The 16,244-nt window shown below is 71.1% G+C and carries 15 protein-coding genes and 1 pseudogene; 11 read left to right on the top strand and 5 right to left on the bottom strand.

Features of this window, described 5'->3' with window-relative positions:
• The 4 genes and pseudogenes from KVT44_RS31610 to KVT44_RS31595 all read left to right on the top strand — a co-directional run.
• Positions 1-171: pseudogene (locus KVT44_RS31610) on the top strand (bifunctional 5,10-methylene-tetrahydrofolate dehydrogenase/5,10-methylene-tetrahydrofolate cyclohydrolase); the annotation flags it as partial.
• A 67-nt stretch (positions 172-238) separates the two neighbouring features.
• Positions 239-463, top strand: a complete 225-nt coding sequence (locus KVT44_RS31605) for a hypothetical protein (protein ID WP_217570443.1) — start codon at positions 239-241, stop codon at positions 461-463.
• Positions 460-1,899, top strand: coding sequence for an NADP-dependent phosphogluconate dehydrogenase (gene gndA / locus KVT44_RS31600; protein WP_217570441.1), 1,440 nt, complete (start codon positions 460-462; stop codon positions 1,897-1,899). Before KVT44_RS31605 ends, gndA begins: the two co-directional genes overlap by 4 nt.
• A gap of 144 nt (positions 1,900-2,043) precedes the next feature.
• On the top strand, positions 2,044-2,985 hold the full coding sequence (locus tag KVT44_RS31595) for a helix-turn-helix transcriptional regulator (RefSeq protein WP_217570439.1): 942 nt from the start codon (positions 2,044-2,046) through the stop codon (positions 2,983-2,985).
• Between the two features lie 116 nt (positions 2,986-3,101).
• Here the strand turns inward: KVT44_RS31595 and KVT44_RS31590 are convergent, their stop codons facing one another.
• The 4 genes from KVT44_RS31590 to KVT44_RS31575 form a co-directional block, all read right to left on the bottom strand.
• Positions 3,102-4,145 (bottom strand): NAD(P)-dependent alcohol dehydrogenase, encoded by a 1,044-nt coding sequence (locus tag KVT44_RS31590; protein ID WP_075029444.1) that lies wholly within the window; start codon positions 4,143-4,145, stop codon positions 3,102-3,104.
• A gap of 513 nt (positions 4,146-4,658) precedes the next feature.
• Positions 4,659-5,693: a zinc-dependent alcohol dehydrogenase family protein gene (locus KVT44_RS31585; protein ID WP_099924774.1), complete on the bottom strand. Its 1,035-nt coding sequence runs from the start codon at positions 5,691-5,693 to the stop codon at positions 4,659-4,661.
• 218 nt (positions 5,694-5,911) lie between these two features.
• Complete coding sequence (locus KVT44_RS31580; RefSeq protein ID WP_054229421.1) at positions 5,912-6,289, bottom strand: hypothetical protein; 378 nt, start codon at positions 6,287-6,289, stop codon at positions 5,912-5,914.
• Complete coding sequence (locus KVT44_RS31575; protein ID WP_067374823.1) at positions 6,289-6,528, bottom strand: hypothetical protein; 240 nt, start codon at positions 6,526-6,528, stop codon at positions 6,289-6,291. Before KVT44_RS31575 ends, KVT44_RS31580 begins: the two co-directional genes overlap by 1 nt.
• Positions 6,529-6,639: 111 nt before the next feature.
• Between KVT44_RS31575 and KVT44_RS31570 the strand changes: the two genes are divergently transcribed.
• Complete coding sequence (locus tag KVT44_RS31570) at positions 6,640-7,260, top strand: L-threonylcarbamoyladenylate synthase (protein ID WP_060900152.1); 621 nt, start codon at positions 6,640-6,642, stop codon at positions 7,258-7,260.
• 18 nt (positions 7,261-7,278) lie between these two features.
• On the opposite strand, the gene KVT44_RS31565 is transcribed toward KVT44_RS31570, so the two are convergent.
• Positions 7,279-9,060 carry a CdaR family transcriptional regulator gene (locus KVT44_RS31565; RefSeq protein ID WP_217570438.1) on the bottom strand — a complete coding sequence of 594 codons (1,782 nt, stop codon included), beginning with the start codon at positions 9,058-9,060 and terminating at the stop codon, positions 7,279-7,281.
• A gap of 282 nt (positions 9,061-9,342) precedes the next feature.
• Between KVT44_RS31565 and dnaK the strand changes: the two genes are divergently transcribed.
• The 6 genes from dnaK to trxA are packed head-to-tail and all read left to right on the top strand — an operon-like array spanning position 9,343 to position 16,239.
• On the top strand, positions 9,343-11,247 hold the full coding sequence (gene dnaK, locus KVT44_RS31560) for a molecular chaperone DnaK (protein ID WP_217570437.1): 1,905 nt from the start codon (positions 9,343-9,345) through the stop codon (positions 11,245-11,247).
• Positions 11,248-11,277: 30 nt separating this feature from the next.
• Positions 11,278-11,775: a nucleotide exchange factor GrpE gene (locus KVT44_RS31555; RefSeq protein ID WP_254650145.1), complete on the top strand. Its 498-nt coding sequence runs from the start codon at positions 11,278-11,280 to the stop codon at positions 11,773-11,775.
• A 6-nt stretch (positions 11,776-11,781) separates the two neighbouring features.
• A complete protein-coding gene (locus KVT44_RS31550) occupies positions 11,782-12,759 on the top strand; it encodes a DnaJ C-terminal domain-containing protein (RefSeq protein WP_217570435.1) in 978 nt (325 codons plus the stop codon).
• A complete protein-coding gene (locus tag KVT44_RS31545; RefSeq protein ID WP_190171748.1) occupies positions 12,756-13,151 on the top strand; it encodes a chaperone modulator CbpM in 396 nt (131 codons plus the stop codon). The genes KVT44_RS31550 and KVT44_RS31545 overlap by 4 nt, the downstream gene beginning before the upstream one ends.
• Positions 13,142-15,784, top strand: coding sequence for an ATP-dependent chaperone ClpB (gene clpB / locus KVT44_RS31540; protein WP_217570434.1), 2,643 nt, complete (start codon positions 13,142-13,144; stop codon positions 15,782-15,784). Before KVT44_RS31545 ends, clpB begins: the two co-directional genes overlap by 10 nt.
• The gene (gene trxA, locus KVT44_RS31535) at positions 15,781-16,239 is read left to right on the top strand and encodes a thioredoxin (protein WP_229889227.1); all 459 of its coding nucleotides are present in this window, start codon (positions 15,781-15,783) and stop codon (positions 16,237-16,239) included. Before clpB ends, trxA begins: the two co-directional genes overlap by 4 nt.
• The last annotated feature ends 5 nt before the right edge of the window (positions 16,240-16,244 follow it).

Raw genomic sequence — 16,244 nt, 5'->3', positions numbered from 1 at the left:
GGCGGCACCCCCAGGACCGACCCGGGCCCCACCGGCGAGGCCGGGCGGAGCGAGGGGGCCGACCTCGCCGCCCGCCCCACTCCCGTGCCGGGCGGCGTCGGACCGATGACGATCGCCCTGCTGATGGAGAACACGCTGCGGGCCGCCGCCTGGGCGAAGCACTCCGCATGAGCGGTACGGCCCCCTCCCTCTCCCTCCCCGCGACGTCGTTGCCGAACTCTGCCGACACGTCGAGGAGTTGGCTGCCCGCAGGAGCGACGAGGGGCGGCTCGACCCCGGCCTGGGCACCGGCACCGGCACCGGCTTCGGCCGCGTGGACCGCGCCCCCACGACGGCCTCCGGGAACCTGATCAAGATTGGCCGCCGCGACATCGAGAAGACCGGGCCGTCGGCCCGTACCCATGGTCATGGGGTCGCCCCGCCCCTGACATGGCCGACATTCGAAGAACAGGCAGCCTCATGAACGCATCCGCTTCCATCGGCGTCACCGGCCTCGGAGTGATGGGCCGCAACCTGGCCCGTAACTTCGCCCGGAACGGTTACACCGTCGCCGTCCACAACCGCTCCGCCGGCCGCACCCGCGCGCTGGTGGACGAGTTCGGCCACGAGGGCTCCTTCGTCCCGGCCGAGACGGCCGAGGAGTTCGTGGCCGCGCTCGCCCGCCCCCGCCGCCTCATGATCATGGTGCAGGCGGGCGCCGCCACCGACGCCGTCATCGAAGAGTTCGCCCCGCTCCTCGAGAACGGCGACATGATCATCGACGGCGGCAACGCCCACTTCGCCGACACCCGCCGCCGCGAGGCCGCGCTGCGCGAACGCGGCCTGCACTTCGTCGGCGCGGGCATCTCCGGGGGTGAGGAGGGCGCTCTCAACGGGCCGAGCATCATGCCCGGCGGCTCGGCGGAGTCGTACGCCGTCCTCGGCCCGATGTTCGAGAGCATCAGCGCCAAGGTCGACGGCGAACCCTGCGCCACCCACATCGGCACCGACGGCGCCGGACACTTCGTCAAGATGGTCCACAACGGCATCGAATACGCCGACATGCAGCTCATCGCCGAGGCCTACGACCTGCTGCGCCAGGTCGCCGGGTACAGCCCCGCCGAGATCGCCGACGTCTTCCGCACCTGGAACGAGGGCCGCCTCGGCTCCTATCTGGTCGAGATCACCGCCGAGGTCCTCGCCCACACCGACCCGCACACCGGTGGCGCGTTCGTCGACATCGTCGATGACGCCGCCGGGCAGAAGGGCACCGGCCGCTGGACCGTGCAGACCGCCCTCGACCTGGCCTCCCCGGTCACCGCCATCGCCCAGGCCACCTTCGCCCGCGCCGCCTCCGGCCAGAGCGACCTGCGCGCCGCCTACCGAGGGCTGCCCGGCGGCACGACTCCCCCACTCAGCCGCACCGAGGCCGCACGCTTCACCGCCCAGGTCGAACACGCCCTGTACGCCTCGAAGGTCATCGCCTACGACCAGGGCTGGAAGATGATCCTGGACGCCGCCGCCGAGTACGGCTGGAAGATCGACCTCGGCTCGGTCGCGCGCATCTGGCGCGGCGGCTGCATCATCCGCGCCTCCTTCCTCGACCGCATCCGCGCCGCCTACGCCACCGACCCCGACCTCGTCAGCCTGCTCGCCGAGGACGGTTTCGCCCAGGAGATCAGCGACGCCCAGGTGCCCTGGCGGGAGATCGTCGCCTCCGCCGCCCGGCGTGGCATCCCCGTCCCCGCGTTCTCCGCCGCGCTCGCGCACTACGACACCCTGCGCGCCGACCGCCTGCCCGCCGCCCTCCTCCAGGGGCAGCGCGACTACTTCGGCGCCCACACCTACCGGCGCACCGACCGTGAGGGCTCCTTCCACACCCACTGGTCGCTGCCGGACCGCCCCGAAACCACCGCCTGACAGGGACTCGGGCCGCGCGGGTCACTTCCGTGGGGTGGGCGGCCCACCCATCGGGTTCCTGCCGCGCGCCTGGGTGTGTTCGGGGGTGTGGCAGGGCCCCCACGCGGCTGCCGACCAGGTCACGGCACCGCCACACTGGATCGCATGGCACGTGAGCAGCACAGCGGCAGCACAGGTGGCAAGGGCGGCACGGGACTGGGGCACTTCCTGCGCGCCCGCCGCGCCCGGGTGACGCCCGCCGACGTCGGTCTACCGGAGGGCCCCGGGCTGCGCCGCACGCCCGGACTGCGCCGCGAGGAGCTGGCCACGCTGGCGGGGGTCAGCATCGACTACTACACGCGTCTGGAGCGGGGCAAGGAGACCAATCCGAGCCCGTCCGTCGTCGACGCCCTCGCCGCCGCCCTCCGGCTGGACGGGACCGAGCGCGAGCATCTGCGCGACCTCGCCGCGCGCGCCGCGCGCACCGTCCCGGAGCTGTCACCGGCGCCCGGCGGCTCCGGGCATCCCAGCGGCTCGGTGGATCCCGGTGTCGAGCTGCTGCTAAAGAGCATGCGGCCCCATCCCGCGCACGTGGTCAGCCGCACCATGGACATGATCGCCGCCAATCCGGGCGGCCTGCGCCTGATGGCCGGGCTGGAGGACTGGCCCGAGAAGCAGCGCAACATCGTGCGCTACGTCTTCCTCCACCCCGCCGCCCGCGCGCTCTTCGACGACTGGGAGAACCAGATCCGCGGCTGCGTCGCCCGGCTGCGCACCCTCGCCGGCACCGACCCCGACGCCCCGGACCTCGCCGACCTCGTCGACGAACTCCTGCTCAAGAGCCCGGAGTTCGCGCGCCTGTGGGAGGCGTACGACGTGAAGGGCCATTCCTCGGGCCGCAAGACCTTCCACCACCCCCGGGTCGGCGACGTCACCTTCGGCTACCAGTCCATGACGCTGGAGGGCACCGACGGCCACCGCCTGGTCGCGTACCACGCCCCGCCCGGCACCCCGGAATACGACGCGATGTTCCTGCTCGACGCGGCCGGGAAGGCCAGAGAGCAGTCCGCGCGCCGGGCGGGGGCGGGTCGGCCCGCGGCCGGCTAGCGGCCCTCTTCTCAGGTGCCCCTCGGGTGACCTCGGCACGTGCGGCAGCACCCCGTACGAGGGCTCGGGGGCGCGCCTCGTACGGGGTGGTCTCGGGCGGACGGTGCCGCGGCGGATCAGGCCAGGGTCGCGGTGTCGATCACGAAGCGGTAGCGCACGTCCGAGGCCAGGACACGCTCGTACGCCTCGTTGATCTTCTCGGCCGGGATGATCTCGACCTCGGCTCCGATGCCGTGCTCGGCGCAGAAGTCGAGCATCTCCTGCGTCTCGCGGATGCCGCCGATCAGCGATCCCGCGTACACGCGGCCCTGCATGATCAGCGAGAACACGTTCAGCGACAGCGGCTCCGCGGGAGCGCCGACGTTGACCATCGTGCCGCCCACGGCGAGCAGGCCGAGGAAGGTGTCGAGGTCGAGCTTGGCGCTGACCGTGTTGAGGATGACGTCGAAGGTGCCGGCGAGCTGCTCGAAGGTGGCCGGGTCGCTGGTGGCGTAGTAGTGGTCGGCGCCCAGCCGTAGGCCGTCGTCCATCTTCTTCAGCGACTGCGACAGGACGGTGACCTCGGCGCCCATCGCGTGTGCGATCTTGACGGCCATGTGACCGAGTCCGCCGAGACCGATGACGGCGACCTTCTTGCCGGGGCCCGCGCCCCAGCGGCGCAGCGGGGAGTACGTGGTGATGCCCGCGCACAGCAGCGGGGCGGCCTCGTCGAGGCCGAGGCCCTCGGGGATGGTGACGACGAAGTCGTCGTTGACCACGACGTGGGTGGAATAGCCGCCCTGGGTCAGGGTGCCGTCGGCGTCGATCGAGCCGTAGGTGAGGGTGTTGCCCTTGAGGCAGTACTGCTCCTCGCCCCGCAGACAGGGCACGCACTCACGGCAGGAGTTGACCATGCAGCCGACGCCGACCCGGTCGCCCACGGCGTGCCGGGTGACCTCGGAACCGACCTGGGTGACGATGCCGGCGATCTCGTGGCCGGGGACCAGGGGGTAGGTCGCCGGGCCCCACTCGCTGCGGACGTTGTGGATGTCGGAGTGGCAGATGCCGCAGTACTTGATGTCGATGAGGACGTCGTGCGGGCCGACGTCACGGCGCTCGACGGTGGTCGGCGCGAGCGGTTCGGTCGCCGAAGTGGCGGCGTATGCGGGGACGGTAAGCACCGGTTCTCCAGTGGGGGGTGAAGTTGATGGGGTGGTCGGCAGCCGGGTGGGCGCCGAAGTCTGACCAGGCGTGCGCTCCGCCGCGTGGCACCAGTCGCATCGGATCGAGGGCCGGCGCGACGTTGACGACCAGCGCGTCGGGGGTGATCACGAAGAAGCCGGGGACGGCCGCCGCCGGCGTCGGCGCGGGACTCGGGAGGGCTTGCCCCGGGGGATCGCCGACAGGCCGCCGGGCCGGAGTGACGGGGACGGGCATGGGATGCTCCCGGGACATGGGATCTTCAACGAGCATCCAGCCTGCTCGCCCGGCCCGCATCCCGGCAGACCGTGATGTTCAGGGGAGCGGTGTTCAGGGGCGTGGCAGGGCCCCCACGGGGCTGTCGCGCAGGTCACGGGGGCGCCGGAGTGGGGCGCACCACCAGTGGGCTGTACCGCGGGAGCAGCGGTGCGGGGCCCCCGGCGCGTCCGGGAGCCCGAGGCCTCCTCGGACGGGCGGTTCGGTCGGCGCCGTGTTCAGGGCTGGACGAGTACCTTCAGTGCCTCCCGGGCGGCCATCGCGCGATAGCCGTCGGGTACCTCGTCGACGCTGACCGTGCGATCGAAGACGCGCCCGGGTTCGATCTTCCCCTCGAGGACGTCGGGGAGGAGTTCCTCGATGTAGGCGCGGGCCGGAGCCACACCGCCGGTGAGGGTGATGTTGTTCATGAACACTTCGAAGCCCAGTGGCGCCTGGTCGTACTGCGGGGCGCCCACCCTGCTGACCGTGCCGCCCGCGCGCACCACGCCCAGCGCCATCTCAAGGGCGGGCAGCGTACCGACGCACTCCAGCACCGTGTGCGTACCGTCGCCGCCGGTCAGCTCGCGCACGCGCGCGACGCCTTCCTCACCGCGTTCGGCGACGATGTCGGTGGCACCGAAGTCGCGGCCGAGATCGGTGCGGTCCTTGTGCCGCCCCATCAGGATGATCCGCTCGGCGCCGAGCCGCTTCGCGGACAGCACCGCCGACAGCCCGACCGCTCCGTCACCGACCACGGCCACGGTCGTCCGCGGGGTGACGCCCGCCGTCACCGCGCAGTGGTGGCCGGTGCAGAACACGTCCGACAGGGTCAGCAGCGACGGCAGCAGGGCGGAGTCCTCGCCGACGGGCAGCTTCACCAGCGTGCCCTGGGCCTGCGGTACCCGCACCGCCTCTCCCTGGCCGCCGTCCACCCCGTCCGTGGCCCAGAAGCCCCCGTGCCGGCACGAGGTGTGCAGGCCCTCGAGACAGAAGTCGCAGGTGTTGTCCGAATAGACGAAGGGGGCCACCACCAGGTCTCCGGTCCTCAGTCCGGACACCTCCGCGCCGATGTCCTCGACGACACCCAGGAACTCGTGGCCGATGCGGTCGCCCTGCTCGGAGGGCGGGCGCGACCCGTACGGCCACAGGTCGCTGCCGCAGATGCACGACCGCAGCACGCGTACGACCGCGTCCGTGGGCCGCTGGATCTTCGGGTCGGGAACCTCCTCCACACGCACGTCACCGGCACCGTAAATCAGAGTTGCTCGCATGAGTCTTTCCGATCGAGTCGTCCTGTACTTGCTCGCAGAGCGTCCAGAGCGGCGGCAGCGCCGTGTCCAGCTCGGAACAACCGGGAATTCAGGCGACTGTCCCCTTCGGCCGAAGGGACATTCCGGCCGTTCGAAAAGGGCCGTTCAAAAAGTATGGGTCCCGATATCGGGGCGCGCACTCTCACGCCTGCCTGCGATGACGACTCCGGGGCGCCCTCTCAGACCTTCCAGGAGCGCAGTTGGTCGGCGACTGCGGGGACGCCGACGCGGGTGTCGCGGATCTTGCGGACGAGGTCGGACAGCGCTCCGTAGGGCGGGTCGATTCCTTCGCCCGACTGGTCCATGTACTGGGCGGCGACGAACGCCGCGAACAGGCTGTTGCGGTGCGGCAGCGGCTCCAGGCGCACGATGGTGTGCATCAGCGCTGCGGCGCGCCAGGCCGCGTCCGGGTCGGCCGCGGCGAGCGTGGGCAGCTTGGTCTTGTGCCGGGCGACGGCCGCGACGAGCGCGGAGTAGTCCGACACGGACATGTCCTCGCGGGCGAGGGCGGCCTCCTGGACGTCGAGCAGCCAGGCGACATCGATGGTCAGGTGCATCAGGCGGCCGCGGATCCGTCCCGGCGCTCGGCGGGCGGCACCTCGTCGGGGAACGCGTCGTCGAACTCGCCGCGCAGCCGGTCGGCCCAGGCCGTGGCGCCTGCGACGAACTGCCTGCGCTGCATCTCCCGGACACCGAGGTCGTGCAGATACTGCTTGAGGCTCTTGCCGTCGGCCGCGGCGGCCGCACGCACTCCCTCGAGCTCCTCTTCCGTGAAGGTCACGTTCAGTGATGGCATACAGGGATGGTACCTGGTTGGTACCAGGGGTGCGAGGCCTCAGGGTCGACCGAACGAATGGCCATGGGGCGAATCGACAGGTCCCCGACGCCGCCGATCTAAGCTCGGCGCATGGCCAAGTACTTCGACGTGCACCCCGAGAACCCCCAGCAGCGCACTCTCAGCCAGGTGGCGGACATCATCCGCGGCGGAGGGCTCGTCGCCTATCCGACCGACTCCTGCTTCGCCCTCGGGGCTCAGCTGGGCAACCGGGACGGACTCGACCGGATCCGTTCGATCCGCCGGCTGGACGACCGGCACCACTTCACCCTGATGTGCCAGGACTTCGCGCAGCTGGCCCACTTCGTACGCCTGGACAACGCGGTGTTCCGTGCGATCAAGGCCTCGACTCCGGGTAGTTACACCTTCATCCTCCCGGCGACGAAGGAGGCACCTCGCAGGCTGCTGCACCCGAAGAAGAAGACGGTCGGTGTCCGGATTCCCGACCATGTCGTCGCCCGGGCGCTCCTCGCCGAGCTCGGCGAGCCCCTGCTGTCGAGCACCCTGCTCCTCCCCGATCAGGAGAAGCCGCTGACCCAGGGCTGGGAGATCAAGGAGGAACTCGACCACGTGGTGGACGCGGTCCTCGACTCCGGCGACTGCGGCGTCGAGCCGACGACCGTCATCGACTTCTCGCAGGGCGAGCCCGAGATCGTACGACGAGGAGCGGGCGATCCCTCCCGGTTCGAGTGAGCGGGGCGACGGAGCCGGTCAGAGCGCGGGGCCGCTGACTTTCCAGATCCGGGTGGCGACCTGGAGGTTGAAGCGGCTGTCCACCTCGTCGAGCCGACGGCCGCTGACCTCTCTGATGCGCTGCAGACGGTAGCGGAGCGTGCTGCGGTGCACGGCGAGGGCCTGCGCCGTCTCGTCGTAGTTGCCGCCGTGGTCGAAGTACCGGGTGAGGGTGTGCACCAGGTCGGTGCCGTGGGCGTCGTCGTAGTCGAGGAGCGCGCCGAGCCATTCGCGGACGAAGTCGGTGACGTCTCCCGCGTCCTTGTCCCGGGCCAGGATGCGGTAGAGGCCGAGTTCCTCGCAGGTCGTGGTGCCGTCCGCGGGGTGGGACTGGCGGCGTACGGCGAGCGCGCGGACGGCCTGGTCGAAGGAGCGCGGGATGTCCGCCACCGCCTCGCACAGGCTGCCGATGCCCACCGCGCCGTGCGGGGAGCCCACTTCGTCGGCGAGGGCCTGGTACAGACCCGAGTCGCGCGGCTCGCCCCGGACCACGAGCACCGCCATGTCGCCTCGTCGGGCCAGCAGCGACCGCAGGCCCCGTCCCTGCGCGGCACGTCCCACCGCTCCCAGGAAGCGGTCGTCGGCGGCCGTTCCCCGCCACTGTGCGACCGTGACGTGGTGCGGTCCGTGCAGGTCGTGGCCGACGGCCTCGGCCCTGGCGTACGCGCCGCCGGCGTCGGCGCCGGTGAGCAGATCGTCCACAAGTTCCCGGCGCAGGCGCAGTTCGGCCTCCGCCAGACTGCGGCGGTGGGCCAGTTCCAGGGACAGCGCCGTGCACGCGTGTTCAAGAGCGAACTTTTCGGCCTCGCCCGCCGTGCCGTCGGGGTCGATCAGCTCGATGCTGCCGAGAGGCTCCCCGTGGTGGCGGGCCAGTCCGATGAGGCGTCCCTCGTGGCGGATCGGACCGAGCTCGCGCATCGCGTCGTGCATGAGTTGCTCGCGCTGGAGCGGACCGGGCTTGGTGTCGGGCTCGGGCGGGACCGGCCCCGCGCGGGCGAGGAGGTTTCCGAAGCGGTCCTCGACACGGGTGGCGAGGCCGGTCAACTCGTACACGGCAGCGGCGATGCCGTGCTCCCCCTCGTCGGTGAGGGAGGTCCGGGCGAGGACGTCGTGCACGGTGCGCTGCTCCTCCAGTTCCGCCACCAGCGCGGTGAGTCGTTCGTTGACCGCGTCCCGCTCCTCGATCGCCCGGAACAGCTGTCGGGCGTACTCGCGGTCGCGGCGGCGGGCTTCGGCGTTGTAGAGCGCGGCGCCGGTCGGCTGGGCAAGGGCGTAGACGAGGAAGCGGTCCTCGTCGGGAGGCGGTTTCCCGGCGCTGACCAGCAGGTAGCCGAGCAGCCCGCCGGAGCTGCGCAGGCCCACGGCCCAGCCCCAGCCGCCCTCGCGGAAGTGGACGGCGCCGTCCTCCCCTTCCAGCGCGGTCAGCTGTTCGACCGGGTCGGTCAGATCGCGCGGTGCCCGGCCGCCGAGGGCCCGCGTGCTGGGCGTGGCCTCGAGCTCGAAGCGGCCGTCCCTGAGCATGTAGCAGCCCTCGGGCCAGCAGTCGAGGAGGCGTGGCACCTCGTCCATGGCCAACTGGAGGATCTCGTCCACCGGGCGGCCGTCGAGCATGGTCACGGCCAGGACGAACACGTCGTACAGGCTCGCCGACTGCTTGCGCCCCCAGCCGGTCAGTGCGGTGGTCGGCGCCCGGCTGCCGAGGCCGCGTGGTGCGATGCTCCGGTGCGCCGCACTGGTCGCGTCGTCGGCCGTGCCAGACATGCCGTAATACTAGCTTTCGCCCCGTTTAGTCGCTTCTTGCGCCGGGCACCCCTGGGGGTGGCGCATGCCGCGTGGCCTCCTGCACTCCCAGGGGCAGAGGAGGGGCCGAATTTCGCCCCGACGGGAGCAGGCGTCGCCCTTCGTCCCGTAACACCCTGGCAAGGACGGAACCCACGACCCGTGTCCGCCCGCTGACGCCCGCGGACACGCGACCTCACCTGAAGACAACCGCCGCCACCGGAGACGCGCGGACGCCGGGGGTGGCAGGCGAAGGAGTTCCTCATGGGCAAGGCAGTCGGAATCGACCTGGGCACCACCAACTCGGTGATCGCCGTGTGGGAGGGCGGTGAAGCGACCGTCATACCCAATGCCGAGGGCTCGCGCACCACGCCCTCCATCGTCGCCTTCACCGACAGCGGCGAACGGCTGGTGGGTCAGCTCGCCAGGCGCCAGGCGATCCTCAATCCCAAGGGCACCATCTACTCGGCCAAGCGGTTCATCGGCCGGCACTTCGACGAGATATCCGACGAGGCCAAGGCGGTGGCGTACGACGTCGTCGAGGGCGAGGGCGGAGTCGCGCGCTTCAAGGTGCGCGACAAGCTGTACGCGCCGGAGGAGATCAGCGCGCTGGTGCTGCGCAAGCTCGCCGACGACGCCGGCAAGCAGCTGGGCGAGAAGGTCACCGAGGCCGTCATCACCGTGCCCGCGTACTTCAACGACGCCCAGCGCCAGGCGACCAAGGACGCGGGGCGCATCGCGGGGCTCGAAGTGCTGCGGATCATCAACGAGCCGACGGCGGCGGCACTGGCGTACGGCATGGAGAAGAAGCAGCACGAGACGGTGCTCGTCTTCGACCTCGGTGGCGGCACCTTCGACGTGAGCATCCTGGACGTCGGTGACGGGGTCGTGGAAGTGCGCTCGACGGCGGGCGACAGCCACCTCGGCGGCGACGACTTCGACCGTCGCCTCGTCGACCTGCTCGCGGACGGCTTCCAGAAGGAGAACGGGATCGACCTGCGCAAGGACCCGCAGGCGCTGCAACGGCTGTTCGAAGCCGCGGAGAAGGCCAAGACGGAGCTGAGCTCGGTCACGCAGACGCAGGTCAGCCTGCCGTTCATCACCGCGGACGCCGCCGGCCCCAAGCACCTGACCGAGACGATCATGCGCTCCACGTTCGAGAAGATCACCACCGACCTGGTCGAGCGGACCATGGAACCGGTCAAGCAGGCGATGGCCGACGCGAAGACCAGCGCGAACGACATCGACGAGGTCATCCTCGTGGGCGGCTCGACCCGCATCCCGGCCGTGCAGAGCCTGGTCCGCCGGCTCACCGGTGGCAAGGACCCGAACATGAGCGTCAACCCCGACGAGGTCGTGGCGCTGGGCGCCGCGATCCAGGCGGGCGTGCTCAAGGGCGAGGTCAAGGACGTCCTGCTGCTCGACGTGACCCCGCTGTCGCTGGGCGTGGAGACCCGCGGCGGTGTGATGACGAAGATCATCGACCGGAACACCACGATCCCGGTCCGCCGCTCGGAGACCTTCTCCACCGCGGAGGACAACCAGGAGGCCGTGGACGTCGTCGTCCTGCAGGGCGAGCGCGAGATGGCCGCCGACAACCGGGTACTGGGCCGCTTCCAGCTGAAGGACATCCGCCCGGCACCGCGCGGCGAGCCGCAGGTCGAGGTCGTCTTCGACATCGACGCCAACGGGATCCTGAACGTCACCGCACGGGACAAGGACACCGGCAAGGAACAGACCATCACCATCAGCGAGGGCTCCAACCTCGACCAGCGCGAGGTGGAGCGGATGGTCCAGGAGGCCGAGCAGCACCGCGGCGAGGACCAGGCGCTGCGCGACGCCGTGGACGCCCGCAACGAACTGGACGCCGTGGCCTACCAGGTGGAGCGCCGGCTGAACGAGCTGGGTGAAGCGGTGCCCTCGCACGAGCGGGCCCGGGCGGACATGCTCGTCGCCGATGCCCGTGAGGCGGTCCAACAGGAGGCCTCGCCGGACAAGGCCAGGCCGCTGACCTCCGAGCTGCAGCAGGTGCTGGCGTCGCTCGCCCAGTACCAGGCCGGTGCGGCCGCACAGGCCCAGGCCGGAACCGGAACCGGGACGGGGGACACCGCGAGCGCCTCGGCAACAGCCGGCGACGACGTGATCGACGCGGAATTCGACAAGAGCTGAGGAGCGGTCATGGCCACCGAGCAGGAGCCGATGACGCCCCCGGAACAGCCGGGCGAGACCCCCTCGTCCTCGCAGGTGCCGGAGGCGGACGAACAGACCGCCGCCCTCGACGAGATGCGCGACCGCTGGCGCCGCGCGCTCGCCGACCTGGACAACCTCCGTAAGCGTCACGCGAAGGAACTGGAACGCGTGCGGGCCGAGGAGCGCGCCCGCACCGCCGGGGCCTGGCTGCCCGTCCTCGACAACCTGGAACGGGCGCTGGCCCACTCCGACTCCGACCCCTCCGCCGTGCTGAAGGGCGTCGAAACCGTACGCGACCAGGCGGTCGAGGTGCTGCGCGGCCTCGGGTATCCCCGCTACGAGGAGACCGGGGTGCCCTTCGACCCGACCCGGCACGAGGTCGTCGGAGTCGTCGACACCCCCGACGCCGAGCCGAACACCGTGGCCCAGGTGGTGAGCCCGGGCTACGGGGCCGACGGGAAGCAGTTGCGTCCCGCCTTCGTCGTGGTCAGCAAGCGGCAGGAGTGACGCCCCATGGCACGGGACTACTACGACGTGCTCGGGGTGCCGCGCACCGCGAGCGCGGAGGAGATCCAGCAGGCCTTCCGCAAGCTGGCGCGCAAACACCACCCCGACGTCAACAAGCACCCGGGAGCCGAGGAGCGCTTCAAGGAGATCAACGACGCGTACAGCGTGCTGTCCGACCCCAAGACCAGGCAGCGCTACGACCGCTTCGGTGAGAACTTCCGGCAGGTCCCGGAGGACTACGACGAGCGGGTGGCCGCGGGAGCGGGTGCCCGGGGCGGCTGGAGCGCGGGCGTCGGAGGGGCCGGAGGAGGCGGCGGACGTGGGGTGCGCTTCCGTACTGCGGACGGTGTCGACTTCGACGGCTCCGGCGTCGACTTCGAGGACCTGTTCGGCGGGATCTTCGGACGCGGCGGGGGCGCGGGGGCGGGGGGCGGCTGGGGTCCGGTGCCGGGCGCCGACCAGGAGGCCGAGATCCAGCTCGGCGTCGAAGAGGCCTACCGGGGCGGCAAGCGCGGCATCACCCTGGGCGGCCCCACGGGGCAGCGCACCTACGACGTCAACATCCCGCGCGGGGTGGTGGACGGGCAGCGCATCCGGCTGGCCGGAGAAGGCGGCAGGGGCAGCCCCGACGCCCCGCCGGGCGACCTGTATCTGCGCGTGCGGATCAAGCCCGACGGGCGGTTCCGGCTGGAGGGCCGCGACATCCACGTGGTCCTCCCGGTGACACCGTGGGAGGCGGCACTCGGCGCGACCGTGCCGGTGTCCACCCCCGGCGGCACGGCCAAGGTCACCGTCCCCCCGGGCTCCTCCAGCGGCCGCCGGCTGCGGCTGCGCGGCGAGGGCATGCCCAACCCGCGCGGTGAGGACGGCAACCTGTACGCGGAGGTCCGCATCATGGTGCCGCCCGAGCCGACCGCCCGTGAGCGTGAGCTCTTCGAGGAACTGGCCGCCGCGTCCGCCTTCGACCCGAGGAGGCCCCGATGACCACAGCCCCCCGTCCCGGCGGTGCGCACCGCCGTACCGCCACCCCGGTACCCCGGGCGACCCTGAACATCGTGGTCCGCGCCGCCCCGCTCGGACCGGCCCATCGGCTCGGTCTCGACGCCGTCGCCACCCGTTCCGGTCTCCATCCGGATCTCGTACGCCGGTTCGTCACCCTTGGCCTCGTCGACGCCACCCGGGACGCCACCGGGCGACTGTGGTTCGAGCCGTCCGCTCCCGCCACCCTCGCCCGCATCCAACGACTACGGGCCGCGCTCCCCCTCAACTACGCCTCCCTGGGTCTGGTGCTCGATCTGCTCGACCGGATCAGTGAGTTGGAGGACGCTCTGAGGCGCAGCAACGCCGGCTCCAGGAGTGATGAATCGTGGATATGAACCGGCTCACCCAGAAGTCCCAGGAGGCGCTCCAGGAAGCGCAGACCATCGCCGGCCGGCTGAACCAGACCGAGGTCGACGGCGAGCATCTGCTCCTCGCCCTGCTCGACCAGCCCGACGGCCTGATACCGCGGCTGATCGACCAGTCGGGCGCCGACACCCGGGGCCTGCGCACCGCGCTGAACGAGGAGTTGGCCCGCAGGCCGAAGGTGACGGGCCCCGGTGCCACGCCCGGGCAGGTGTACGTCACCCAACGGCTGGCGAGGGTACTGGACTTGGCCGCGCAGGAGGCCAAGCGGCTCAAGGACGAGTACGTGTCCGTCGAGCACCTGGTGCTGGCACTCGCCGACGAGGGGTCTCGCACGGCCTCCGGCCGGCTGCTCAAGGAGTACGGCGTCACCAAGGACGGGTTCCTGTCCGCGCTCACCCGGATCCGCGGCAACCAGCGCGTCACCTCGGCGACGCCCGAAGCGGCGTACGAGGCACTGGAGAAGTACGGCCGTGATCTGGTCGCCGAGGCACGCAGCGGCAGGATGGACCCGGTGATCGGCCGGGACGCGGAGATCCGCCGGGTCATCCAGATCCTGAGCCGCAAGACGAAGAACAACCCCGTCCTCATCGGTGACCCGGGTGTCGGCAAGACCGCCATCGTGGAGGGGCTCGCCCAGCGCATCGTGCGGGGCGACGTGCCCGACGGGCTGCGCGACCGGACGATCTTCTCGCTCGACATGAGTTCGCTGGTGGCGGGCGCCAAGTACCGCGGCGAGTTCGAGGAACGGCTGCAGGCCGTACTGAGCGAGGTCAAGGCGGGCGAGGGGCGCATCCTGCTCTTCATCGACGAACTGCACACGGTCGTCGGCGCGGGCGGCGGTGCCGAGGGCGCGATGGACGCCGGGAACATGCTCAAGCCCATGCTGGCACGCGGCGAGCTGCACATGATCGGCGCCACCACCCTCGACGAGTACCGCAAGTACGTCGAGTCCGACGCGGCCCTCGAACGCCGCTTCCAGCAGGTGCAGGTGGACGAGCCGAGCGTCGAGGACACCATCTCCATCCTGCGCGGACTGCGCGAGCGACTGGAGGTCTTCCACGGTGTGAAGATCCAGGACACCGCGCTGGTCGCGGCGGCGACCCTCAGCCACCGCTACATCTCCGACCGGTTCCTGCCGGACAAGGCCATCGACCTGGTCGACGAGGCGTGCGCGCGGCTGCGTACCGAGATCGACTCCATGCCCGCCGAACTGGACGAGATCACCCGCCGGGTGACCCGTCTGGAGATCGAGGACGCGGCGCTCGCCAAGGAGACCGACGCCGCCAGCCAGAAGCGACTCGACGAGCTGCGCCGCGAACTGGCCGACCTGCGCGCCGAGGCCGACGCCATGCACGCCCAGTGGGAGGCCGAACGCCAGGCCATCCGCCGGGTGCAGGAGCTGCGCCAGGAACTGGAACAGGTCCGGCAGGAGGCCGAGGAGGCCGAACGCAGCTACGACCTCAACCGGGCCGCCGAACTGCGCTACGGCAAGCTCACCGAACTCGAACGCCGCCTCACGGCGGAGGAGGAGGCGCTCGCCGCCAAGCAGGGCGAGAACCGGCTGCTGCGCGAGGTCGTCACCGAGGACGAGATCGCGGAGATCGTCGCCGCCTGGACCGGCATCCCCGTCACCCGCCTCCAGGAGGGCGAGCGCGAGAAGCTGCTGCGCCTCGACGAGATCCTCACCGAGCGGGTGATCGGCCAGGACGAGGCGGTCAAGCTGGTCACCGACGCGATCATCCGGGCCCGCTCCGGGATCCGGGACCCGCGCCGGCCGATCGGCTCGTTCATCTTCCTCGGCCCCACCGGCGTCGGGAAGACCGAGCTGGCCAAGGCGCTCGCCGCGGCGCTCTTCGACTCGGAGGAGAGCATCGTCCGCCTGGACATGAGCGAGTACCAGGAACGGCACACCGTCAGCAGGCTGGTGGGAGCGCCTCCCGGATACGTCGGCTACGAGGAGGGCGGCCAGCTCACCGAGGCGGTGCGCCGCAAGCCGTACTCCGTGGTCCTGTTCGACGAGATCGAGAAGGCCCACCCCGACGTCTTCAACATCCTGCTGCAGGTGCTCGACGACGGCCGCGTCACCGACTCCCAGGGCCGCACCGTCGACTTCCGCAACACCGTGATCATCATGACCTCCAACATCGGCTCGGCCCACCTGCTGGACGGGGTGACCGCCGACGGCGAGATCAAATCCGACGCACGGGCGCTGGTGATGAGCGATCTGCGGAGCCACTTCCGGCCCGAGTTCCTCAACCGCGTCGACGACATCGTGCTGTTCAAGCCGCTGGGCATGACGCAGATCGAGCGGATCGTGGAGCTGCAGTTCGACGACCTGCGCCGACGGCTGGCCGAACGGCAGATCACGGTCGAGCTCACCGACACCGCCCGCGAACTCATCGCCGAGCAGGGCTTCGACCCCGTGTACGGAGCCCGGCCGCTGCGCCGGTACATCTCGCACGAGGTCGAGACGATGGTCGGCCGGGCGCTGATCCGCGGTGACGTGCAGGACGGCACGACGATCCGCGTCGACGCCCAGAACGGCGAACTCGTCGTCACCTACGGCGGACAGGCCGCACCGGACGTGCGGAAAGCCGCGTGAGTGCGGTGACCACGAGTACGGGCACGAGCACGACGGTCGTCTGCGACCACTGCGGTCGCAAGAACCGGGTGCCGGCGGCGGCCGACGGCACGCCGCGCTGCGGGAACTGCGCGTCCCCGCTCGCGTGGATCGCCGACGCCGGCGACGCCGACTTCGCGGAGGTCGCCGCACAGGCGAAGCCGTACGTCGTCGTCGACCTGTGGGCCACCTGGTGCGGGCCCTGCCGGATGGTCAGCCCCGCGCTGGAGCAGGTCGCCCACGAACTCGCCGGGCGGGTCAAGCTGGTCAAGGTCGACATCGACCAGAACCCGCGGCTCGCCCAGCGGTTCCAGGTGCAGGCCGTACCGACGCTCCTGCTGCTCGACAAGGGAGAGGTGATCGCACGCAAGACGGGAGCGGCGCCCGCGCCGACGCTGAGGCAGTGGGTGGAGGAGACCCTGGCCGCTCGTCGTTGAACCGG

This window comes from Streptomyces sp. GbtcB7, from assembly GCF_019091445.1.
GTDB lineage: Bacteria > Actinomycetota > Actinomycetes > Streptomycetales > Streptomycetaceae > Streptomyces > Streptomyces mirabilis.
This window is presented reverse-complemented; position numbering and strand designations above follow the sequence as displayed.

Bases quoted from the DNA above. Each gene is read 5' to 3' on its own strand.
- gndA (WP_217570441.1), top strand. From the start codon at position 460: ATGAACGCATCCGCTTCCATCGGCGTCACCGGCCTCGGAGTGATGGGC.
- KVT44_RS31595 (WP_217570439.1), top strand. From the start codon at position 2,044: ATGGCACGTGAGCAGCACAGCGGCAGCACAGGTGGCAAGGGCGGCACG.
- KVT44_RS31585 (WP_099924774.1), bottom strand. From the start codon at position 5,693: ATGCGAGCAACTCTGATTTACGGTGCCGGTGACGTGCGTGTGGAGGAG.
- KVT44_RS31580 (WP_054229421.1), bottom strand. From the start codon at position 6,289: ATGCACCTGACCATCGATGTCGCCTGGCTGCTCGACGTCCAGGAGGCC.
- KVT44_RS31575 (WP_067374823.1), bottom strand. From the start codon at position 6,528: ATGCCATCACTGAACGTGACCTTCACGGAAGAGGAGCTCGAGGGAGTG.
- KVT44_RS31570 (WP_060900152.1), top strand. From the start codon at position 6,640: ATGGCCAAGTACTTCGACGTGCACCCCGAGAACCCCCAGCAGCGCACT.
- KVT44_RS31565 (WP_217570438.1), bottom strand. From the start codon at position 9,060: ATGTCTGGCACGGCCGACGACGCGACCAGTGCGGCGCACCGGAGCATC.
- dnaK (WP_217570437.1), top strand. From the start codon at position 9,343: ATGGGCAAGGCAGTCGGAATCGACCTGGGCACCACCAACTCGGTGATC.
- KVT44_RS31555 (WP_254650145.1), top strand. From the start codon at position 11,278: ATGACGCCCCCGGAACAGCCGGGCGAGACCCCCTCGTCCTCGCAGGTG.
- KVT44_RS31550 (WP_217570435.1), top strand. From the start codon at position 11,782: ATGGCACGGGACTACTACGACGTGCTCGGGGTGCCGCGCACCGCGAGC.
- KVT44_RS31545 (WP_190171748.1), top strand. From the start codon at position 12,756: ATGACCACAGCCCCCCGTCCCGGCGGTGCGCACCGCCGTACCGCCACC.